15 protein-coding genes are annotated in these 21,509 nt (G+C 73.6%); 9 read left to right on the forward strand and 6 right to left on the reverse strand.

Going from position 1 to position 21,509, the window contains the following annotated elements:
- Positions 1–2: 2 nt before the first annotated feature.
- Entirely contained in the window at positions 3–1,043 is a 1,041-nt protein-coding gene (gene rfbB / locus ACVMYR_RS19090; RefSeq protein ID WP_077937153.1) for a dTDP-glucose 4,6-dehydratase, read from the forward strand.
- A gap of 27 nt (positions 1,044–1,070) precedes the next feature.
- Here the strand turns inward: rfbB and hrpA are convergent, their stop codons facing one another.
- Entirely contained in the window at positions 1,071–5,114 is a 4,044-nt protein-coding gene (gene hrpA / locus ACVMYR_RS19095; protein ID WP_228986325.1) for an ATP-dependent RNA helicase HrpA, read from the reverse strand.
- Positions 5,115–5,238: 124 nt separating this feature from the next.
- Here hrpA and ACVMYR_RS19100 point away from each other — a divergent pair, with 124 nt between their 5' ends.
- From ACVMYR_RS19100 to ACVMYR_RS19130, 7 genes are all read left to right on the forward strand, one after another.
- Positions 5,239–5,628, forward strand: a complete 390-nt coding sequence (locus ACVMYR_RS19100; protein WP_077937156.1) for a cytidine/deoxycytidylate deaminase family protein — start codon at positions 5,239–5,241, stop codon at positions 5,626–5,628.
- Positions 5,629–5,706: 78 nt separating this feature from the next.
- On the forward strand, positions 5,707–7,659 hold the full coding sequence (locus ACVMYR_RS19105; RefSeq protein WP_077937157.1) for a multicopper oxidase family protein: 1,953 nt from the start codon (positions 5,707–5,709) through the stop codon (positions 7,657–7,659).
- Positions 7,660–7,840: 181 nt separating this feature from the next.
- Positions 7,841–9,901 (forward strand): acyltransferase family protein, encoded by a 2,061-nt coding sequence (locus ACVMYR_RS19110; RefSeq protein ID WP_077937158.1) that lies wholly within the window; start codon positions 7,841–7,843, stop codon positions 9,899–9,901.
- 138 nt (positions 9,902–10,039) lie between these two features.
- The gene (locus ACVMYR_RS19115) at positions 10,040–11,086 is read left to right on the forward strand and encodes a FecCD family ABC transporter permease (RefSeq protein ID WP_457122347.1); all 1,047 of its coding nucleotides are present in this window, start codon (positions 10,040–10,042) and stop codon (positions 11,084–11,086) included.
- Positions 11,083–12,144 (forward strand): FecCD family ABC transporter permease, encoded by a 1,062-nt coding sequence (locus ACVMYR_RS19120; RefSeq protein ID WP_396788244.1) that lies wholly within the window; start codon positions 11,083–11,085, stop codon positions 12,142–12,144. The genes ACVMYR_RS19115 and ACVMYR_RS19120 overlap by 4 nt, the downstream gene beginning before the upstream one ends.
- Before the next feature lie 74 nt (positions 12,145–12,218).
- On the forward strand, positions 12,219–13,085 hold the full coding sequence (locus tag ACVMYR_RS19125; RefSeq protein WP_043962824.1) for an ABC transporter ATP-binding protein: 867 nt from the start codon (positions 12,219–12,221) through the stop codon (positions 13,083–13,085).
- 51 nt (positions 13,086–13,136) lie between these two features.
- Positions 13,137–14,084: an ABC transporter substrate-binding protein gene (locus ACVMYR_RS19130; protein WP_077937162.1), complete on the forward strand. Its 948-nt coding sequence runs from the start codon at positions 13,137–13,139 to the stop codon at positions 14,082–14,084.
- Between the two features lie 136 nt (positions 14,085–14,220).
- On the opposite strand, the gene ACVMYR_RS19135 is transcribed toward ACVMYR_RS19130, so the two are convergent.
- Together ACVMYR_RS19135 and ACVMYR_RS19140 are read right to left on the reverse strand one after the other, a co-directional pair.
- On the reverse strand, positions 14,221–14,868 hold the full coding sequence (locus ACVMYR_RS19135; RefSeq protein WP_091280121.1) for a hypothetical protein: 648 nt from the start codon (positions 14,866–14,868) through the stop codon (positions 14,221–14,223).
- A 107-nt stretch (positions 14,869–14,975) separates the two neighbouring features.
- Complete coding sequence (locus tag ACVMYR_RS19140) at positions 14,976–15,905, reverse strand: NADP-dependent oxidoreductase (protein WP_457122348.1); 930 nt, start codon at positions 15,903–15,905, stop codon at positions 14,976–14,978.
- A 98-nt stretch (positions 15,906–16,003) separates the two neighbouring features.
- Between ACVMYR_RS19140 and ACVMYR_RS19145 the strand changes: the two genes are divergently transcribed.
- Positions 16,004–16,942 (forward strand): AraC family transcriptional regulator, encoded by a 939-nt coding sequence (locus ACVMYR_RS19145; protein WP_457122349.1) that lies wholly within the window; start codon positions 16,004–16,006, stop codon positions 16,940–16,942.
- A 94-nt stretch (positions 16,943–17,036) separates the two neighbouring features.
- On the opposite strand, the gene ACVMYR_RS19150 is transcribed toward ACVMYR_RS19145, so the two are convergent.
- The 3 genes from ACVMYR_RS19150 to trmB all read right to left on the reverse strand — a co-directional run bounded on the left by ACVMYR_RS19150 (position 17,037) and on the right by trmB (position 21,300).
- Complete coding sequence (locus tag ACVMYR_RS19150) at positions 17,037–18,014, reverse strand: CehA/McbA family metallohydrolase (RefSeq protein ID WP_396788248.1); 978 nt, start codon at positions 18,012–18,014, stop codon at positions 17,037–17,039.
- Positions 18,015–18,016: 2 nt separating this feature from the next.
- Positions 18,017–20,530 carry a DEAD/DEAH box helicase gene (locus ACVMYR_RS19155; protein WP_457122350.1) on the reverse strand — a complete coding sequence of 838 codons (2,514 nt, stop codon included), beginning with the start codon at positions 20,528–20,530 and terminating at the stop codon, positions 18,017–18,019.
- Positions 20,531–20,667: 137 nt separating this feature from the next.
- Positions 20,668–21,300 carry a tRNA (guanosine(46)-N7)-methyltransferase TrmB gene (gene trmB / locus ACVMYR_RS19160; protein WP_431896217.1) on the reverse strand — a complete coding sequence of 211 codons (633 nt, stop codon included), beginning with the start codon at positions 21,298–21,300 and terminating at the stop codon, positions 20,668–20,670.
- Positions 21,301–21,509: the final 209 nt, after the last annotated feature.

The following is a 21,509-nucleotide window of genomic DNA, read 5'->3' on the forward strand; positions in this document are numbered from 1 at the left end:
ACATGAGGATCCTGGTTACCGGCGGCGCCGGCTTCATCGGCTCGCACTTCGCCCGGTGCCTGCTGGGAGGGCGGTACGTCGGCTTCGAGGACTGCCACGTCACGGTGCTCGACAAGCTGACCTACGCCAGTGACAGGAACAACCTGCCCGCCCACCACCCCCGGCTGACGTTCGTGCGCGGCGACATCTGCGACCGCCCGCTCCTGGCCGACCTGGTCCCCGGGCACGACGCCGTGGTGCACTTCGCCGCCGAGTCGCACGTGGACCGCTCGATCGACGACCCCGCGCCGTTCTTCGAGACCAACGTGATGGGCTCGCACCATCTGCTGGCGGCCTGCGCCCGCGCCGCCGTCGGCCGGGTCGTGCACGTCTCCACCGACGAGGTCTACGGGTCGATCACCGAGGGCTCCTGGACCGAGCGTTGCGTGCTGGAGCCCAACTCCCCGTACGCGGCGTCCAAGGCGGCCAGCGACTGCATCGTGCGCTCCTACTGGCGCACCTACGACGTCGACGTGTCGATCACCCGCTGCGCCAACAACTACGGGCCGTACCAGCACGTGGAGAAGGTGATCCCGCGCTTCGTCACCAGCCTGCTCACCGGCGGGGACATCACCCTGCACGGCGACGGCGGCGCGGTGCGCGAGTGGCTGCACGTCGACGACCACTGCCGCGCGATCGCCCTCGTGCTGGCCAAGGGCCGCGCCGGGGAGGTCTACAACATCGGCGGCGACGTCGAGCTGACCAACCGGGCGCTGGCCGAGAAGATCCTGCTGCTGGCCGGCGCCGGCTGGGACCGGGTGCGGCACGTCGCCGACCGCAAGGTGCAGGACCAGCGGTACAGCCTGGACTACACGAAGATCTCCGAGGAACTGGGCTTCGAGCCGCAGATCCGGTTCGCCGACGGGCTGGCCGAGGTCTTCCACTGGTACCGGGAGAACCGGGCCTGGTGGGCGCACGCCCACCCGGAGGCACGCCTCGGCGCGCTGGCCAACTCCGTGCGGGGCCTGCCGACCGGCCGGGCCGTGCCAGCCCCGGTGCACTGACCCGGCTCGGCGGCCCTCGGCCCCGGCTCAGCGGCCCTCGGCGTCGTCCATCGCCCGGTAGATCCGCTGCTCCGACACCGGGTACGGGGTGCCGAGGGCCTGGGCGAACACGTTCACCCGCAGCTCCTCAATCATCCAGCGGATCTGCCGCACCGCCGCCGACCCGCGCCGGCCCGGCGGCAGCGCGGCGAGCAGGTCGGCGTACTCCTTCTGCACCGCGGCCACCCGGTCCTGCTGCTGGCGGTCCCGCTGCGGGTTGCCCGGCAGCCGGTCCAGCCGCCGCTCGATCGCGGTGAGGTAGCGCAGCAGGTCGGGCAGGCGGGCGTAGCCGGTCTCGGTGACGAACCCCTTGTGCACCAGGCCCGACAGCTGGGCCCGGATGTCGGCCAGGGCGGCCACCACGGCCAGGTTCTGGGTCTTGCCGAGGCGCTGCTCGACGGCGTACGCGGCGGCGAGCACCTGCCGCACCCGGCCCATCACGTCGACGACGGTGTCCACCAGGTCGGCGCGGACCCGGTCCCGCAGAGCGGCGAAGCCGTCGGCGTCCCAGGCCGGGCCGCCCGCGTCGGTGACCAGCTTGTCGATCGCCGCCCCGGAGGCGTCGGCGATCAGCTCCTGCACGCCGCCGTGCGGGTTGCGGCTCAGCGCCAGCTTCGCCTCGTTGGACAGCCGCCCCTGGAGGAACTTCGCCGGCGACGGGACGGTCAGCCGCAGCAGCCGCCGGGTGCCCGCCCAGTGCGCCGCGGCCTGCTCCGCCTCGGAGTCGAAGACCTTCACCCCGACCGTGGACCCCTCGTCGACCAGCGCCGGGTACGCGGTGACCGCGTACCCGGCGCGCACCTGCTCGATGGTGCGCGGCAGGGTGCCGAAGTCCCACTGCGTCAGGCCCGTCCGGGCGACGTCCGGGGCGGCGGCGGCCACCACCTGGCGTACCTCCTGGCGGAGCTGGCGTTGCAGCGCCGGCAGGTCCTTGCCCTCGGCGACCGGCTTGTTCTCCTCGTCGAGCACCCGGAAGCTGACCCGCAGGTGGGCGGGGAGCTTCCCCGGCTCCCAGGCGTCGCGGGGCACGGTGACCCCGGTCATCCGGCGCAACTGCCGGGTCAGCGCGTCCAGCAGCGGCTCCTGCCCGGGGGTGATCGCCGCGAGCGCGGCCCGCGCGTAGTCGGGGACGGGGACGAAGTTGCGCCGCACCGCCTTGGGCAGCGACCGGATCAGCGCGATCACCAACTCCTCGCGCAGCCCGGGGACCTGCCAGTCGAAGCTCTCCGCCGGCACCTGGTTGAGCAGCGGCAGCGGGATGTCCACGGTCACGCCGTCGGTGGGGGTGCCCGGGTCGAACGTGTACGTCAGCGGCAGGGTGACCCCGTCGGCCCGCCACTCGTCGGGGTAGTCGGCCTCGTCGAGCCCGCCCCGGCCGGCGTTGACCAGCAACTCCCGCGTGAAGGTGAGCAGGTCGGCCCGCTCCCGCCGCTCCTTCTTCCACCAGGCGTCGAAGTGCCGGCCGGAGACCACGTCGGCCGGGATCCGCTCGTCGTAGAAGGCGAAGATCGTCTCGTCGTCGACGAGGATGTCCCGCCGCCGGGCCCGGTTCTCCAGCTCCTCGATCTCGGTGAGCAGCTTCTGGTTGTCCCGCCAGAACTGGTGGTGGGTGGACCAGTCGCCCTCCACCAGGGCGTGCCGGATGAACAGCTCGCGCGACAGCGCCGGGTCGATCCGCCCGAAGTTGACCTTCCGGGCGGTGACCAGCGGGACGCCGTACAGGGTGACCTTCTCGTAGGCCAGCACCGCCGCCTGCTTCTTCTCCCAGTGCGGCTCGCTGTAGCTGCGCTTGACCAGGTGTTGCGCGAGGGGCTCGACCCACTCCGGTTCGACGCGGCCGGCGACCCGCCCCCACAGCCGGGACGTCTCCACCAGCTCGGCGGCCATCACCCAGCGCGGCGCTTTCTTGAACAGCGCCGACCCGGGGAACAGGGCGAACTTCGCCCCCCGCGCCCCGAGGTACTCGTGCTTCTGCGGGTCCTTCAGCCCGATGTGCGACAGCAGGCCCGGCAGCAGCGACTGGTGCACCTTCGGGGTGTCGATCTCCTCCGGCAGGTCCGCGCCGGCCCCGCGCCGGCCGTCACCCTTCTCCGCCGTACGCAGCACCTGGCGCACCTGGCTGACGATGTCCTGCCACTCGCGCACCCGCAGGTAGTTGAGGTATTCGGCCCGGCACATCCGGCGGAACGCGCTGGAGGACAGCTCCCGCTGCTGTTCGCGCAGGTGCCGCCACAGGTTCAGGTACGCGACGAAGTCCGACTCGGAGTCGGCGAACCTCGCGTGCGCCTGGTCGGCCTGGGCCTGCTTCTCGGCCGGCCGCTCGCGCGGGTCCTGGATGGACAGCGCGGCGGCGATGACGACGACCTCGGTGGCGCAGCCGTTGCGCTCGCCCTCGATCACCATCCGGGCGAGCCGGGGGTCGACGGGAAGCTGCGCCAGGCGCCTGCCCAGCGGGGTGAGCCGCTTCGCCGGGTCGGTCTCGGTCGGGTCGAGCGCGCCAAGCTCGTGCAGCAGGTTGACCCCGTCGGCGATGTTGCGCCGGTCCGGCGGGTCGATGAACGGGAACGCCGCCACGTCGCCCAGCCCGATCGAGGTCATCTGGAGGATGACGGAGGCGAGGTTGGTGCGCAGGATCTCCGGGTCGGTGAACTCGGGGCGGGAGTCGAAGTCGGACTCGTCGTAGAGGCGGATGCAGATGCCGTCCGAGGTGCGCCCGCAGCGGCCCTTGCGCTGGTTGGCCGACGCCTGCGACACGGGCTCGATGGGCAGCCGCTGCACCTTCAGCCGGCTGGAGTAGCGGGAGATCCGGGCGGTGCCCGGGTCCACCACGTACTTGATGCCGGGCACGGTCAGTGAGGTCTCCGCGACGTTGGTGGCGAGCACCACCCGCCGCGCGGTGTGCGGGGCGAACACCCGGTGCTGCTCGGCGGCCGACAGCCGCGCGTACAGGGGCAGGATCTCGGTGCCCAGCAGCGACCGCTTGGACTGCACCAGCTTGCCCAGCGCGTCGGCGGTGTCCCGGATCTCGCGCTCGCCGGAGAGGAAGACCAGGACGTCGCCCGGCCCCTCGGCGGCCAGCTCCTCGACGGCGTCGCCGATGGCCTGGATCTGGTCGCGGACGTTCTCCTCGTCGTCGCCGGAGTCGTCCTCGCTCTCGCTGACCTCGACCAGCGGCCGGTAGCGGACCTCGACCGGGTACGTGCGCCCGGACACCTCGACCACCGGCGCGGGCCGGCCCTCGGCGTCGGCGAAGTGCCTGGCGAACCGGTCGGTCTCGATCGTCGCCGAGGTGATGACCACCTTGAGGTCGGGGCGGCGGGGGAGGAGCTGGCGCAGGTAGCCGAGGATGAAGTCGATGTTGAGGCTGCGCTCGTGCGCCTCGTCGATGATCAGCGTGTCGTACTGGCGCAGCATCCGGTCGGTCTGCAGCTCGGCGAGCAGGATGCCGTCGGTCATCAGCTTGACCAGGCTGCGGTCGCTCACCTGGTCGGTGAAGCGGACCTTGTAGCCGACCACGTCGCCCAGCTCGGTGCCGAGCTCCTCGGCGATGCGGTCGGCGACCGTGCGGGCGGCCAGCCGCCGGGGCTGGGTGTGCCCGATCAGCCCGTGCACGCCGCGCCCCAGCTCCAGGCAGATCTTGGGGAGCTGGGTCGTCTTGCCGGAGCCGGTCTCGCCGGCCACGATCACCACCTGGTGGTCCCGGATCGCGGCCGCCAGATCGTCCTTGCGCTCGCTGACCGGCAGCCCCGCCGGGTACGTGATCCGGGGCACCGCCGCCCGGCGGTCGGCGAGCCGCTGCTCGGCCCGGGCGAAGTCGGCGGTGATCTCGGCCAGCGCGGCCTCGCGCCGCTGCGGGTCGCGCAGCCGGCGCACCCCGTCGAGGCGCCGCTGCAGCCGGCGCTGGTCGCGGAACATCAGGGCGGGCAGGCGGCGGTGCAGCTCGCGGAGGCTGTGGGACGCGGCGGGCCCGTCGGTGGGCTCGGCGGCGGCGGTGGGCCCGGCGGCTGCGGCGGGAGCGGCTGGATTCTGCATGTCGTCGCCAAGGATAGGCAGCCGCGTGCCGGACCGCCCCCGGGTTACCGGTCGCCAGGGCTGCCGCCGGGGCGGCCGCCGTCTAGAGTTGACCGCCGATCGACGCCGACCACGGGGGCCTGGGATGAGCATGCGAGACACCGACCGGGCGCTGGTGCAGGCGGCCACGGCCGTGGCGAAGCTGCGCTGCCGCAGCGACCGGCACACCGTCGCCGCGGCCGCGCGTACCGCCGCCGGCCGGGTGTTCACCGGCGTGAACGTCCACCACGTCACCGGCGGGCCGTGCGCCGAGGTGGTGGTGATCGGGGCCGCCGCCACCCAGGGGGAGACGGAGCTGGAGACCATCGTGGCGGTGGGCGACCGGGGTCGGGACGTCCTGACCCCCTGCGGCCCGTGCCAGCAGGTGCTGCGGGACTACTTCCCGTCGATCCGGGTCATCGTCGGCCCGGCGGACGCGCTGCGCGCCGTGCCGGTCGCCGAGCTGCTCCCGGCGAGTAGGGTCGCTGACCGTTAGAAACCGTTTCGTCCTCATAAAGGAGTAACGACGCCGTTTCGGCACTTTGGTGAGCAATGCTCGTTCTAGCCTCGCGGCATGGTGACCCGTAGACGACTCATCGCCGCCGGTGCGGCCGGCGGCGCGGCCCTGCTGCTGCCCGCCGGTCGCACCGCAGCCGGCGCCCCGACCGCCCCGACCGCCCTGATCGACCCCCGTGCCGTGCCCAAGTACGTCACCCCGCTGCCCGTGCCGACGACCATGCCCGCCTCCCGCACCAGCGGCGGCGTCGACGAGTACGTGGTCGCCGTCCGCCAGTTCCGTCAGCAGGTCCTCCCGGCCGGGCTGCCGGCCACGACGGTCTGGGGCTTCGGCTCGCCCGCCCACCCGCGCAGCTTCGCCTACCCCGGCCCCACCATCGCCGCCACCGTCGGCCGCCCGGTCCGGGTGACCTGGTGCAACCAGCTCGTCGACGAGCGGGGCCGCTACCTGCCGCACCTGCTGCCGGTCGACCCGACGCTGCACTGGGCCAACCCGACCGGCGGCGTCGACGGCCGGGACCACCGGCCGCACTTCACCAGCACCCCCGGCCCGTACCGGGGACCCGTCCCGACCGTCGTGCACGTGCACGGAGGGCACAACCGGCAGGAGAGCGACGGCCACCCCGAGGCGTGGTTCCTCCCCGTGGCCCGGGACCTGCCCGCCGGGTGCGCCGACGGCGGCTCGGCCTACAGCGAGTTCCGGGACCTGGCAGCCGAGCGGACCGGCGTCCGCTGCGCCCCCGGCACAACCAGCATGGAGTACGCCAACGACCAGCGCCCGACGACCCTCTGGTACCACGACCACACCCTGGGCATGACCCGGGTGAACCTCTACGCCGGGCTGGCCGGCTTCTACCGGCTCAGCGGCGGCCCCGACGACCTGCCGTCCGGGGCGCTGCCCGGCTCGCTGCCGGAGCAGGCGTCGTACGACCTGCCGCTGCTGATCCAGGACCGCACCTTCCGCCCCGACGGCTCGCTCTGGTATCCCGAGAGCCGCGCCGACTTCGACGACTACCCCGGCCCGTACCTGCCGGGGACCGACGTGCCGCCGATCTGGAACCCCGAGTTCTTCGCCGCCACCATGGTGGTCAACGGCGCGGCCTGGCCGGTGCTGCGGGTGCAGCGGCGGCGCTACCGGTTCCGGCTGCTCAACGGCTGCAACGCCCGGTTCCTGATGCTGTCGGTCACCGACCACCCGACCCGCCGCCCGGCCCGACCGGCGCTGCCGCTGTGGCAGGTCGGCAGCGACGGCGGGTTCCTGCCCGAGCCCGTGGCCGCGCCCCGGATCCTGCTCGCCAACGGCCAGCGGGCCGACGTCGTGGTCGACTTCACCGACGTGCCGGCCGGCACCGAGCTGTACCTGGTCAACGAGGGCCCCGACGAGCCGTTCGGCGGCGGCGCGCCGGGGACGGACTTCCCCCCGGCCGACCCGCGGACGACCGGGCAGGTGCTCAAGTTCGTGGTGGGCGACCGGGCCGGCGCCGATGCCAGCGTGCCGCCCGGGCAGCTGTCCCTGCCGGAGTGCGCCCCGCTGCCCGCCGCCCGGGTCGTCCGGCGGCTCTCGCTCAACGAGCAGGAGTCCTCGGCCGGCCCGGTACGTGCCCTGCTGGGCGTCGTCGCCGCCAGCGGCCGGCCGGTGCCGCTGGGCTGGGACGCGCCGGTGACCGAGACCCCCGCCCTCGGCGTCACCGAGGAGTGGGAGTTGCGCAACTGCACCGAGGACGCCCACCCCATCCACGTCCACCAGGTGCAGTTCCAGGTGCTCGGTCGGGGGCACGACGGCCGCACCCCGCCCGGCCCCGCGGAGCGCGGCTTCCACGACACCGTGGTCGCGTACCCGGGGCAGTTGACCCGGATCAAGGTCCGCTTCGACCTGCCGGGACGCTACGTCTGGCACTGCCACCTGCTGGAGCACGAGGACAACGAGATGATGCGCCCCATCGAGGTGCTGCCGTCCGGTGCCGCCGAGGGCGGGGACGGTTCCTCCCGGCGCACGGGGGCCGCGGGCTGACCGGCCGACTCCTGCGGACGTGGCGGGGCGGCGGGGGCGGGGGCGCGACGGCGGCCGTGGCCCTGCCCCGCGACGGTGCCGCTCGACAGGAGGAGGAACCACCGGGGATCCGTCTGAGTCGGTCCTTCGACCGATCTGATCCTCGGATTTCGGGACGCGCCCGTCGGTCGTTAGGAAGAACGTGCTGCTGATCGAAAAGGAATCGAACTTCCGCTCGCCTTCCGCGCCCCGGGCCTCGTCCTTTCGCCCTGACATAGAGGGTGTTCGGGCCCTCGCGATCACTCTCGTCGTCCTCTACCACGTGGGAGCGCCGGGATTCGATGCGGGTTTTGTCGGAGTCGACACGTTCTTCGTGATCTCCGGCTACCTGATCACCGGGCTGTTGGTCCGGGAGCGGCAGTCGACCGGCCGCGTGGACGTGCGCCGGTTCTATGCCCGCCGCGTCCGCCGGCTGCTGCCCGCCTCGATTCTGGTGGCGGTCGCCACCTTCGGCCTGGCGAGGTTCGTCGTGCCCCCGCTGGAGTTGGCCGACGTACGGCAGGACGGCCTCGCCACGCTGGGTTACCTCTCCAACTACTGGTTCGCGCACCAGAGCACGGACTACCTGAACGACCACTCCGGTGCGTCGCCGTACCAGCAGTACTGGTCCCTGGCCGTGGAGGAGCAGTTCTACCTCATCTGGCCGGCCCTGCTCGTCGGCGGCTGCCTCGTGCTGGGCCGGCTCGGTGTGGTGCGGGCATCCAGGCTGGTCGTCGGCGGGGTGCTCGTGTCGTCCTTCGCGTTGTGCGTCGTCGTCACGTCGTTCGCTCAGCCGTGGGCGTTCTTCGGACTGCCCACCCGCGCCTGGGAGTTGGCCCTCGGCGGTCTGGTCGCGCTCCTCGCCGGCCACGTGCGATCCTGGCCGGCGGCGCTGGCGCAGGCCCTCGGGTGGGGTGGCCTCCTGCTCGTCCTCGCAGTGCCGGCGCTGCTGGTGGATGCCGTCGCCTTCCCCGGCTGGGCCGCCGCGGTGCCGGTCGTCGGTGCCGCCCTGGTCATCTGCGCCGGCGAGGGCCGTCGTGGCCGGTTGCAGGCGCTACTCGGTAGCCCACCGCTGACCTTCGTCGGTCGGCTGTCGTACTCGATCTATCTCTGGCACTGGCCCCTGCTGGTCCTGACCGGGGGCGTGCGTGGTGGTTCACTGTCCGGGCCGGCGCGGGCTGCCGTGGTCGCCGGAACCGTGCTCGCGGCGTGGCTGACCTACCACCTGGTGGAGAACCCGGTACGCCGCCAGGGGTGGCTCGCTGCCCGTCCGTGGTGGGCGCTGACCGCCGGTGCGGCCGGCACCCTCGTCGCCGCCGGCCTTGTCGTGGTGCTCGCGATTCCACCGACCCTTCACGTCGACCGTCGGGCCGAGCCGATCGCCGGTGCGACGTTCGGGAAGGCCGACTGGACCGGCTACGTCCCGAGCAACCTGGCCCCGTCGCTGGCGACCGCCGGAAGGGACTTTCCTGCCGTCTTCTCCGACGGCTGCCATGCCGGTACCCCGGACGTGGTCGTGCATGACTGCGTGTACGGCAGGCCCGATTCCGACATCACGCTGGTCCTGCTCGGTGACTCGCACGCCGCCCAGTGGTTTCCGCCGCTGCGGGCGGTGGCTGAGCGGCACGGCTTTCGCCTCGTGTCGTTGACGAAGTCGGGGTGCCCGAGCGCCAGCGTGCGAAAGATGAGCATGGTGCTCAAGCGGGAGTACCACGAGTGCGCCGAATGGCGTTCGCGCGTGTTGGACCGGATCGACAGGGAGAAGCCCGATCTGGTGATCACCACCAACAGCACGAACGCCACCTACGATCCACCCATCCCGCAGGCCGAGTGGCTGAATGGCTTGGGGAAGACCCTGGACCGGCTCTCCTCCGTGCCGCACCTGACCGTTCTGGCGGACACCCCGTACGCCGATGCGGACATCCCGACCTGCTTGTCGGCCCGGCTCTCCGATGCGCTGTCCTGCGCCTTCCCCCGGAACCCCGCTGTCAACGACGGCTTCGGTCGGGCGGAGGCCGCACTGGTGCGCGGCAAGGGGCGGGAGGTGCTGGACCTCAACGACTACCTGTGCTCGCCGCAGGAGTGCCCGCCGATCATCCGCGACACGCTGGTGTACATCGATCGGCACCACCTCAGTCCGCAGTTCACGCTCGCCTTGTCCGACGTCTTCGACCGGTACGTGGTGGCCCGCGTCAAGGCCGCGCCGGCACCCGAGGTCGACTAGCACCGCCCCTCGGCGTGGCGAGCGCGGCACGGCCGCCCTGCTCAGCGGGGGTGGCGACGGATCCGATCGACGGTCGCCGGTTAGGGTGACCCGCCTCCTTGGGTTTAAGGTAAGGCGTACCTAAGTCGAGGGAGATTCGTGACCACCGTCGCCGCGCGGCCGATCCGGGCCGGCACACCGACGACCCGGGGACTGGGCCGCCGGGCTGCCGTCACCCTCGGCGCGGCGGCCGTGCTCGCCCTCGCCGTGCTCGCCAGCTTCGCCCTCGGCAGCCGCCCGCTCGCCCCCGGCGCGGTCTGGCACGCGCTGGTCGCCCCCGACGGCGGCGACGCCACCACCATCGTCCGCGAGCTGCGGCTGCCCCGCACCGCCCTCGGCCTGCTCGTCGGGCTCGCGCTCGCCGTGGCCGGGGTGCTGTTCCAGGCGCTGACCCGCAACCCGCTCGCCGAGCCGCGCATCCTCGGCATCAGCGCGGGCGCGTCGTTCGGCGTGGTCCTCGCCATCGCCGTCTTCGGCGTCGGCACCCTCGCCGGGTACGTCTGGTTCGGCATCGCCGGGGCGCTCCTGGCCGGCCTGGCGGTCTTCGCCGTCGCCAACCGGGCCCGCGACGGCGCGTCGCCGGTCACCCTCGCGCTGACCGGCGCGGCGCTCGACGCCAGTCTCGGGGCCCTCGTGTACGCGCTGCTCAGCATCGACGCCCGCACCTTCGAGGAGTACCGGTTCTGGGTGGTCGGCGGGCTGACCGGCCGGGGCGTCGGGGTCGCCGGGCAGGTGCTGCCGTTCGTCCTCGCCGGGCTGCTGCTGGCCGCCCTGGTCGCCCGGGGACTCGACGCGCTCGCCCTCGGCGACGACATGGCCCGGGGCCTGGGCCACCGCGTCGGGCTGGTCCGTCTCGGCGGCGGCGCGGCCGGGGTGCTGCTCACCGGCGCGGCCGTGGCGGCGGCCGGGCCGATCGCGTTCGTCGGACTGGCCGTGCCGCACCTGGCCCGCGCCCTGGTCGGCGCGGACCACCGGTGGACCCTCGCCGTCGCCGCGCTGCTCGGGCCGGCCCTGCTGCTCGGCGCCGACGTGGCGGGCCGGCTCGTCGCCCCGCCCGGCGAGGTGCCCGCCGGGGTGGTGACCGCGCTGGTCGGCGCGCCCCTGCTGGCCTTCCTGGTGCGCCGTGCCCGGGTGGTGACCGCGTGAACGTGCTCGCCCCCACCGGTGGACGTGTCGCCCCCGCCGGCCGGTCGCTGCTGCGGCTCGGCCCGCTGCGGGTGCCGGTGCGCCGCCGCCCCGTGCTGGTCGCCGCCGCGCTGGTCGGGCTGCTCGTCGCCGCGGGGCTGCTCAGCCTCTCCCTCGGCACCCCGTACGTCGCCACGCCCGACGTGCTGCGCGCGCTCGCCGGCGCGGGCACCCCGTACGACCTGGTGGTGCTCGACCTGCGGCTGCCCCGGCTGGTGCTCGCGGCGGTGGCCGGCGCGGCGTTCGGCGTCGCCGGCACGCTGATCCAGAGCGTGGCCCGCAACCCGCTGGCCAGCCCCGACGTCATCGGCATCACCCAGGGCGCCGGGCTCGCCGCGACGGTGGCCCTCACCAGCGGGGCCGCCGCCGTGCTGGTCGCCCCGGCGGCGCTGCTCGGCGGCCTGGCCGCCGCCGTCGCGGTGTTCGCCCTCGGCGCCCGGCACGGGCTGGCCGCCCAGCGCTTCGTGCTCGCCGGGGTGGCGGTCGCCTTCGGCCTGCGGGCGCTCATCGAGGTGGTCCTGCTGACCGCCGACCCGATCGACGGGCTGCGCGCCCAGATCTGGCTGCTCGGCACCCTCGCCGGCAAGGGCTGGACCGAGGCGGCCTGGATCGCCGCGACCCTGCTGGCGCTGCTGCCGGTGCTGCTCTGGGCCGGCTGGGCGCTGGGCAGCACCGCCCTGGACGACGACACGGCCCGGGGCATCGGGGTGCGCCCCGTGGCCCGCCGGGTCACCCTGGCCGGCACCGGCGTGCTCGCCGCCGCGATGGTCACCGCGCAGGTCGGCGCCGTCGACTTCGTCGCCCTCGTCGCCCCGCAACTGGCCCGCCGGCTGGTCCGCGCCGAGCGGCCCCCGCTGCTGTGCTCCGCCCTGCTCGGGGCGTTGCTGCTGGTCCTCGCCGACCTCGCCGGCCGCCGGCTGTTCGCGCCCACCCAGCTCCCGGCGGGCGTGCTGACCGCCGCGATCGGCGGACCGTACCTGATGTTCCTGCTGCTGCGCGGCCGGCGGAGGGCGTCGTGACGACCCCCGCGCCCGCCGCCCCGCACACCCTTTCCGGCGCGCCGGACCCCGCCGACCCCTCCCGAGGAGCCGCGATGCTCTCCACCCGCGACCTGGTCGTCGGCTACGACGAGCGGACCGTCCTGGACGGCCTCGACGTGACGCTGCCCGCCGGGGCGTTCACCGTCATCGTCGGGCCGAACGCCTGCGGCAAGTCCACCCTGCTGCGCACCATGGCGCGGCTGCTGACCCCGCGCTCGGGCACCGTGCTGCTCGACGGCACCGCCATCCGGGACCTGCCGACGCGGGAGGTCGCCCGGCGGCTCGGGGTGCTGCCGCAGAGCCCGCTGGTGCCCGAGGGCGTGACGGTCGCCGACCTGGTCGGCCGGGGGCGGCAGCCGTACCAGCGGTGGTGGCGGCAGTGGTCGGCGGCCGACAGCGCCGCCGTCGACGAGGCGATGGCCCTCGCCGACGTGGCCGGTCTCGCCGACCGCCCGGTGGACACCCTCTCCGGCGGCCAGCGGCAGCGGGTCTGGATCGCGATGACCCTCGCCCAGGACACCGAGGCGCTGCTGCTGGACGAGCCGACCACCTTCCTCGACCTGGCCCACCAGGTGGAGGTGCTGGACCTGCTGCACCGGCTGCGCGCCGAACGGGGCCGCACCGTCGTCGCCGTGCTGCACGATCTCAACCAGGCCGCCCGCTACGCCGACCACCTCGTCGCCATGCGCGCCGGGGCGGTGGTCGCCGCCGGCCCGCCCCGGGAGATCCTCACCGCCGCGCTGGTCCGCGACGTCTTCGGGCTCGACTGCGTGGTGGTGCCCTGCCCGGTGAGCGGCGCGCCCCTGGTCGTGCCCGCCCTCACCACCCCCTCCCCGGCCGCCGTTCCCGCCCCCGCCCCGGCGGCTTCCGCCTCCGCTGCCTCCTCCGTCGCCTCTGCCGCCGGCCCGTCGGCCGGCTGAACCCCTCGGATCGGCCTTCGGCCGGCTGAACCCCTCGAAAGGAACCCCACCATGCGTCGTCTCGCCGCCGTGCTCACCGCGGCCGTCGCCCTCGGCGTCGGGCTCACCGCCTGCGGTGAGAGCGACCCCGTCGCCGACACCGCCACCGGACAGACCCGGGAGATCACCCACGCCATGGGCACCACCAAGGTGCCCGCCGAGCCCAAGCGGGTCGTCGTCCTCGACACCGACAAGATCGACACAGCGCTCTCACTCGGGGTCACACCCGTCGGCGCGGCGACCGCCGGCGAGGCGAGGAGCTGGCCCACCTACTTCGGCGAGGAGAAGCTGACCGGCATCAAGGAGGTCGGGGTGCTCACCGAACCCGACCTGGAGGCGATCAACGCCCTCAAGCCCGACCTGATCCTGGGCAGCAAGTTCCGCCAGGAGAAGTTCTACGACGAGCTGGCGGCCATCGCGCCGACCGTGTTCACCGAGAAGGTGGGCATCACCTGGAAGGAGAACTTCCTCCTCGACGGCCAGGCCCTGGGTAAGGAGCAGCAGGCCAAGGACCTGCTGGCCGCGTACGAGAAGCGGGCGAAGGACTTCGGCGCGAAGCTCGGCGACGCCGCCGACCGCACCGTCTCCATCGTGCGCTTCATCCCCGGCGCGATCCGGGTGTACGGGCCGGACTCGTTCTCCGGCATCGTCGTCGGCGACACCGGCCTCGGCCGCCCCGAGCGGCAGCAGCTCGCCGGCAAGGAGGACAAGCGGTTCGACCTGGTCAGCGCCGAGCGGGTCAACGAGGTCGACGCCGACGTCATCTTCGTGACCGCGTACGGCGAGAAGGCCGCCGCCGAGCAGGCCACCGTCACCGGCGGCACCCTGTGGAAGGGGCTGTCGGCGGTCAAGGCGGGCCGGGCGCACGTGGTCTCCGACGAGACCTGGATGACCGGGATCGGCGTCGGCGCCGCCAACAAGATCATCGACGACCTGGAGAAGTACGTCCCGGCGGCCTGACCCCCGCCCGGCCTCGATTTCGGCGCCGGCCCGCCGCATCCGTGCCGCTCGCCGTTGGTCTCCATGCGCGATCGCGCCACCTCCCTCGACGCTGTGGGAGGTGGCGTGATCGGACTTCGGCCGGGCGGCGGGTGGGTCAGGCGGCGGTGGACCAGATCGCGCGGAACGCCGCCGCCTCGCCGGCCAGCCACTGCTCGACCTGCTGGGGCTTGACGCCGTCGGGCATCCGGTGCGCCACGCCCCGCCGCACGTCGACCAGGACGGGCGCGGCGTGCGGCAGGACCGCGTCCATGTGCCGGGCCATCAGGTGCAGGGTGGCCAGGGCCGCCTCCTCGCTGGGCGGGGTCTCGTCGAAGTGCAGGCGGACGGCCTCGGCGCGGCCGTCGGCGGCGTGCCGGATGCCGAAGTGCGGATTGATCTTCACCGGCAGGTCGCCGAGCATGGCCAGGGCGTCACGCGTCTGCGCCAGGTCGACGCCCGTCGGCTCGCCGAGGGAGTGCAGCCAGGCCGTCGCGCCCGGCACGAGCGCCCGGTAGAGCGGCTGCCAGCGCGGCTTGACCGCGTCGGCCACCTGCGCCAGGTGGGTGCCGCCGGTGTGGAACGCGACGTCGGCCTTGAGCGCCTTGACGAACTGACCGTGCGGGTTGAAGCCGTGCTTGCTGGCCCGCTGCTTGCGCAGGCCCCCGACGAAGCTTGCCTTGGTGGGCCCGGTGCGGTCGACGTACCGGGTGAAGCCGAGGAGGGTGGCGTAGGGCGGGAGGGTGCTGGAGGTGGGCGCGGTCACGGAAGTCCTCCCAGGTCAGGGCTTGGTTTAGTACATACATTCTAATCGACGGGTCTGACATCGCCCAGGGGAAAACAGGGTTGGTCGCCGTTGGTTGACCGGTCCGATCAGACGACGGGCGGGCCGGGACTCGGCACAAGGATGATCTTGCCGCGGATGCGGCCGGACTCGGCGTCGCGATGCACCGAGGCCAGTTCGTCGAGCGGACGCGACGCGGCGACGTCGACCCGGACGGTGCCGGCATCGACGAGCCTGACCAGTGCGGCGAGGTCGCCGACGTCGTTGCGCGCCACGAAGCGCACTGCGCGCACCGGGGAACCCGTGGGCACCTCGACCGGGGCCGTGGCGGACACGACAACGCCACCCGGCCGAACCAACCGCGCCAGAGCCGCCGCCTGCCTCGCGTCCACCACGACGAGGTTGAGGATCGCGTCGACCGGGCCGTCCACGGCGTCGGCCAGGCGGATGGCCGTGTAGTCGACGATCTGGTCGGCGCCGAACCGGCTGACCGCCTCGGCGCTGCGCGGGCTGGCCGTCGCGACGACATGGGCCCCGGCGTGCTTGGCAAGCTGGACGGCGAACCCGCCGACACCACCGCCCGCCCCGTTGACGAGCACCCGCTGCCCGGACGTGAGGCCCGCGTGCTCGAACACCGCCTGCCAGGCCGTGACACCCGCGACGGGGATGGCGGCGGCGTGCGTCAACGGGATGGCGGTGGGTGCCGCGACGACGGTGTCGGCTCTGGCGGTGACGTACTCGGCTGCGGCGCCGCCGACGCGACCGATGACCCGGTCGCCGACGGCGAGGCTGTGCCCGCCGTCGCCGACCTCGACGACGGTGCCGGCAACCTCTGCGCCCAGCGTGAACGGCAGGTCCGGCGCGGATACTGTGCGCAGCAGCCCACGCCGTAGCCCGATCTCGGACGGGTTGAAGGAGGTCGCGGCGACGTGGATCAACACCTCGCCCCGGCCGGGCACCGGTCGGGGGACGTCATCCTGGCGGATGACGGACGCGTCGCCGTACTCGTGAATTCGCATCGCCTGCACCCGTCGAATCTATGGCGGTCCCGGAAGACTACCCATGCTTGGCGATCCTCGATTCATGTTAGACCGTCTCGACGGCGATACTGTGCCGCATGGACGTGCTCAGCGACGTGATCACGGTGCTGCGGACCGGTCGACCGCGCTCGGCACGTGTGGCCTGGCACGCGCCGTTTGCGCAACACTTCGCGCCCGTGCCGGGAGCCGCCGGCTTCCAGATCGTTCTGCAGGGGCCGTGCTGGCTCGTCCTGCCCGGCAGCGACCCGGTGCCGCTGGCCGCCGGGGACGTCGTGTTCCGCCCCCACGGACGCGGACACACGCTGGCCGACAGCCCGTCGACCCGGCCGACGGCTCCAGCCTGCCACCCGGACGACCCGCAGCCGCTCCAGAGCTACGCCACCAGCACCGCCGGCGGCCCCACCGGCACCGACAGTCCGGCCACCGTGACGCTCTGCGGCGCGTACGAACTCGACCCGGCCCGGACCCATCCGCTCCTTGAGGACCTGCCCGAACTCGTCCACCTCCCCGCGCACCTCGGCAGGCACCCCGCACTGCGCGCCACCGTGGACCTGCTCGCCGCCGAGTTGGAACGACCCCGCCTAGGCACGGACGCCGTCGTTCCGGCGCTGCTGGACACACTGCTGCTCCACATCCTGCGCGCCTGGCTCGACGAGCAGCGCTCATCGGTCACCACCGCCGGTTGGGCGGCGGCGCTCAACGACCCGGTCACCCTCGCCGCGCTGCAGGCCATCCACCGTGACGCGGCGCGGCCGTGGACCGTCGCGACACTCGCCGCCGAGGCCGGACTGTCCCGGGCACCCTTCGCCCGCCGCTTCGCCACCCGGCTCGGGCAGCCGCCGCTGACCTACCTGACCTGGTGGCGGATGACCACCGCCGCCCGACTGCTCCGCGAGTCCGACGCGCCGCTGCGCGCCATCGCCGCCCAGGTCGGCTACGCGTCCGAGTTCGCCTTCGCCACCGCGTTCAAGCGCCAGCACGGCACCGCCCCCGGCCGGTACCGGCGCGGGGCGTAGGTGGCGCCGAGGGGCGCGAGGACGGCTACCGGCTCTGTCGCGTACGCGGCCCGGCGGGAACCGTCGTCGCGCTGCCGAGCAACCCGCCTCGTGGTCAGGGGCCGCCCAGGACGACGGGGTTGGTGAGCGCGGCCATCTGCCCGTCGGGATGGCGCACCTCGACCCGGACGAACATCGCATCCGCCGCGTCGGTGCGCCAGGTCAGGGCACCGGAGCCGCCGTCGGGCAGGCGCACGCGGTGCACGGTGCCCCGGTCGGTGTGGAAGGTGACGGTGCCGGACGGCACGCCGCGTACGTCCACCCGTACGACGATGGGCCCGTCGCCGGTCTCCAGCCGCTGGCCGATCCCGGCGCCGGCATCGCCGGTGGCGGCGGTGAGCGACAGCTCGACGGCGGCCGACCCGGCGATCCAGCTCCGGCCGGCCCGGATGCCGGCGAGGATCGCGGCGGTGGTCGACTCCTCGGCCAGCACGACGGTGTGCGGCACCCCGAGCTGACCCGCCAGGTGCGTGTCGCTGCAGCCCAGCGCCGGCCGCCACCGCCCGCCGTGGATGTCGGCGGCCAGGCCCCGGCCCCACTCGGCCAGCGCCGCCTCGTTGTCGGCGTTCCAGGGCAGGTCCGAGCGCCACCGCCCGTTCCACACCTCCACCGCGTCGAACCCGTCGAACGGGTACGCGAAGACGCCGGAAGGGTACGGCGCGTGGGGGTGCGCCGCCACGCAGAGCCCGCCGGCCCGGTGCACCTGCTCCACCTGCCGGTCGATCATCCCGTCGCGGACGCCGTACCGCCAGTCGACGACCTGCCCGGGGGCGATGCCGAGCGCCAGCCAGTGCCCGGTCCGGGTGGTGACCTCCTGGCCCAGGATCACCAGCAGGTCGTCGCCGGCGAGCGGACCCCAGGCGGCGTGCGTGTCCGACGTGTTGTGCTCGGTGACCGCGATGAAGTCCAGGCCGACCGCACGGGCACCGGCCACCACCTGCTCCGGCGTCAGCTCCGCACCGTGCGAGCGCGCCGAGTGCACGTGGCAGTCGCCCCGGTACCAGCCGTGCCCTCGGTCCCGCCGGATGCCCACGGTCAGAGCTGGCCGACGTCCGTGATCCGGACGACGGCCGCGCCGACCTCGTCGGAGGCGGCCAGGTCGACCTCGGCGCTGATGCGCCAGTCGTGGTCGCCGTCGGGGTCGTCGAGGATCTGCCGGACCGTCCACCGCTCCCGGCCCTGCTCGATCATCAGCAGCGCCGGGCCGCGGGCGTCCGGCCCGGTGCCGATCGAGTCGTACGCCTCGAAGTACGGCTCCAGCGCGTCGGCCCACGCGTCGGCGTCCCACCCGTCGGCGGCGTCCAGCTCGCCGAGCAGGTCCCAGCGGCGCAGGGCGGCCAGCTCGACCCGGCGGAACAGCGCGTTGCGCACCAGCACCCGGAACGCCCGCGCGTTGCGGGTGACCGCCGGCGGCCGGTCGTCGAGGGCGGCGTGCGCCTCGGCGGCCTCGGCGACGTCCGACGGGTTCTTCAGCCGCTCCCACTCGTCGATGAGGCTGGAGTCGACCTGGCGGACCAGCTCGTGCAGCCACTCGATGAGGTCGATCAGCTCCTCGGTCTTGGCGTCCTCGGGCACGGTCTGCCGCAGCGTCTTGTACGCGTCGGCGAGGTAGCGCAGCACGAGGCCCTCGGAGCGGGTGAGGGAGTAGAACTGCACGTACTCGGTGAAGGTCATCGCCCGCTCGTACATGTCCCGCACGACGGACTTGGGGGAGAGCTGGTGGTCGGCGACCCACGGGTGCCCCCGCCGGTACATCTCGTACGCGGCGTCCAGCAGCTCCGCCAGGGGCTTCGGGTGGGTCACCTCGTCGAGCAGTTCGAGGCGGGCCTCGTACTCGATGCCCTCGGCCTTCATCGCGGCGACCGCCTCGCCGCGGGCCTTGAACTGCTGCGCGGACAGCACCTGGCGCGGGTCGTCGAGGATCGATTCGATCACGCTGAGCACGTCGAGGGCGTACGACGGGCTCTCGGCGTCGAGCAGCTCGATCGCGGCCAGCGCCAGCGGCGACAGCGGCTGGTTGAGCGCGAAGTCGAGCTGGAGGTCGACGGTGAGCCGCACCCGGCGGCCGGTCTCGTCCGGCTCGGGCAGCTCCTCGACCACGCCGCCGGCCCGCAGCGCCCGGTAGATGGCGATGGCCCGGCGGATGTGCCGGCGCTGGGCGGCGCGGTCCTCGTGGTTGTCGGTGAGCAGGTGCCGCATCGCGGCGAACGCGTCGCCGGGGCGGCCGATGACGTTGAGCAGCATCGAATGGCTGACCTGGAAGCTGGACGTCAGCGGCTCCGGCTCGGCCTCGACGAGACGGTCGAAGGTCGGCTGGCCCCAGCCGATCGAGCCCTCCGGCGGCTTCTTGCGCACGACCTTGCGTCGCTTCTTCGGGTCGTCGCCGGCCTTGGCGAGGGCCTTCTCGTTCTCGATGACGTGCTCGGGGGCCTGCACGACGACCCGGCCGAGGGTGTCGAAGCCGGCCCGCCCGGCCCGGCCGGCGATCTGGTGGAACTCGCGGGCCTTCAACAACCGGGTACGCACGCCGTCGTACTTGCTCAGGCCGGTGAACAGCACCGTGCGGATGGGCACGTTGATGCCGACGCCGAGGGTGTCCGTGCCGCAGATGACCTTGAGCAGGCCGGCCTGGGCGAGGGTCTCCACGAGCCGGCGGTACTTCGGCAGCATGCCGGCGTGGTGCACGCCGATGCCGTGCCGCACCAGCCGCGACAGCGTCTTGCCGAAGCCGGAGGTGAACCGGAACCGGCCGATCGCCTCGGCGATCATGTCCTTCTCGGCCCGGGTGCAGACGTTGACGCTCATCAGCGCCTGGGCGCGCTCCAGGGCGGCGGCCTGGGTGAAGTGCACGACGTACACCGGGGCCTGCTTGGTCTCCAGCAGCTCCTCGAGGGTCTCGTGCAGCGGCGTCATCGCGTACGAGAAGAGGAGCGGGACCGGCCGCTCGGCCGAGCGCACGACGGCGGTCGGCCGGCCGGTGCGCCGGGTCAGGTCGTCGACGAAGCGGCTGGTGTCGCCGAGGGTGGCCGACATCAGCACGAACTGGGCCTGCGGCAGCTCGATGATCGGCACCTGCCACGCCCAGCCCCGGTCCGGCTCGGCGTAGAAGTGGAACTCGTCCATGACCACCTGGCCGACGTCGGCCCGCGCGCCCTCGCGCAGCGCGAGGTTGGCCAGCACCTCGGCGGTGCAGCAGATGATCGGGGCGTCGGCGTTGACGCTGGCGTCGCCGGTGAGCATGCCGACGTTGTCGGCGCCGAAGACCTCGCAGAGGGCGAAGAACTTCTCCGACACCAGGGCCTTGATCGGGGCGGTGTAGAAGGTCGTCCGGTCGTCGGCCAGCGCGGCGAAGTGGGCGGCGATCGCGACCAGGCTCTTGCCCGAGCCGGTCGGCGTGTTCATGATCACGTTCGCGCCGGAGACGATCTCGATGACCGCCTCCTCCTGGTGGGGGTAGAGGTCGAGGCCGCGCTCCTTCGCCCAGCTGGCGAACGCGTCGAAGAGGGTGTCGGGGTCGGCGCTTGTCGGCAGCGCGGCGGTGAGCGTCATAGCCCGTCCATCGTGCCTGTCGCAGGCCCCTCCGCGCCAACCGGGTGTTAGGAAGGGCCCCCTGTACAACAGAATGCGTTAACAGAGGGCCCTTCCTTGCACCGCACGCGCCGCGCGCCGCGCCTCGGCCGGCACCCTCACGCGCGGCGGTGGACCAGGTCGAACACCGGGCGGCCCGCCGTCAGGGCGCGCCGCTCGAACTTGGTCACCGGCCGGTGCTCCGGGCGCGGGGCGTACCCGCCGTGCACGTCCACCAGCCCCGGGTCGGCGGTCAGCGTCTCGCGCATCGACTCCGCGTACTCGGCCCAGTCGGTGGCGCAGTGCAGCGTCCCGCCGGGCGTCAGCCGGGAGCGCAGCAGCGCCACGTGCGTAGGCTGGATGATCCGCCGCTTGTGGTGCCGCGACTTGGGCCACGGGTCGGGGAAGAAGACGTGCACCGCGTCCAGCGACCCGTCGGGCAGCGCCCGGACCAGGTCCAGCGCGTCGCCCCGGGCGACCCGCACGTTGCCCAGCCCGAGGCGCTCCACCAGCCCCAACAGGTTGGCGATTCCCGGCGTGTGCACCTCGACCGCCAGATAGTCTCGGCCTGGGTCGGCGGCGGCCATCGCGGCCGTGGCGTCCCCCATCCCCGACCCGATCTCCAGCACGATCGGGGCCCGGCGGCCGAACAGCGCCGGCAGGTCCACGGGCGCGGCGGCGGGATCGTCGGCGACCGTCAGGCCGTGCGCCGACCAGAGCCGGTCGAGGGCGTCGAGCTGGCGGCCGGTCATCCGGCCCCGGCGGGGGTGGAAGGTGCGGATCCGCGACGCGTGCGGCGGCACGGTCGCGACGGGGTTCGCTTCGGTGGAGGTCACAGCGGTCCGAGCGTACGCGACCAGCGCGCCGGATCGGCTGTGAGGTACGACCGGGGATGAGAAGATTCATCCCGTACGGCAGGCCGGGCGGGCCGCTGCCCGGCGACGCACTACCGCGCCGGAGG

The organism is Micromonospora sp. PTRAS2, from assembly GCF_054052245.1.

Excerpts from the sequence above, each read along its gene's own strand:
- hrpA (WP_228986325.1), bottom strand. The coding sequence starts at position 5,114 with ATGCAGAATCCAGCCGCTCCCGCCGCAGCCGCCGGGCCCACCGCCGCC.
- ACVMYR_RS19145 (WP_457122349.1), top strand. The coding sequence starts at position 16,004 with ATGGACGTGCTCAGCGACGTGATCACGGTGCTGCGGACCGGTCGACCG.
- ACVMYR_RS19125 (WP_043962824.1), top strand. The coding sequence starts at position 12,219 with ATGCTCTCCACCCGCGACCTGGTCGTCGGCTACGACGAGCGGACCGTC.
- ACVMYR_RS19100 (WP_077937156.1), top strand. The coding sequence starts at position 5,239 with ATGAGCATGCGAGACACCGACCGGGCGCTGGTGCAGGCGGCCACGGCC.
- ACVMYR_RS19130 (WP_077937162.1), top strand. The coding sequence starts at position 13,137 with ATGCGTCGTCTCGCCGCCGTGCTCACCGCGGCCGTCGCCCTCGGCGTC.
- rfbB (WP_077937153.1), top strand. The coding sequence starts at position 3 with ATGAGGATCCTGGTTACCGGCGGCGCCGGCTTCATCGGCTCGCACTTC.
- ACVMYR_RS19140 (WP_457122348.1), bottom strand. The coding sequence starts at position 15,905 with ATGCGAATTCACGAGTACGGCGACGCGTCCGTCATCCGCCAGGATGAC.
- ACVMYR_RS19155 (WP_457122350.1), bottom strand. The coding sequence starts at position 20,530 with ATGACGCTCACCGCCGCGCTGCCGACAAGCGCCGACCCCGACACCCTC.
- ACVMYR_RS19105 (WP_077937157.1), top strand. The coding sequence starts at position 5,707 with ATGGTGACCCGTAGACGACTCATCGCCGCCGGTGCGGCCGGCGGCGCG.
- trmB (WP_431896217.1), bottom strand. The coding sequence starts at position 21,300 with ATGACCGGCCGCCAGCTCGACGCCCTCGACCGGCTCTGGTCGGCGCAC.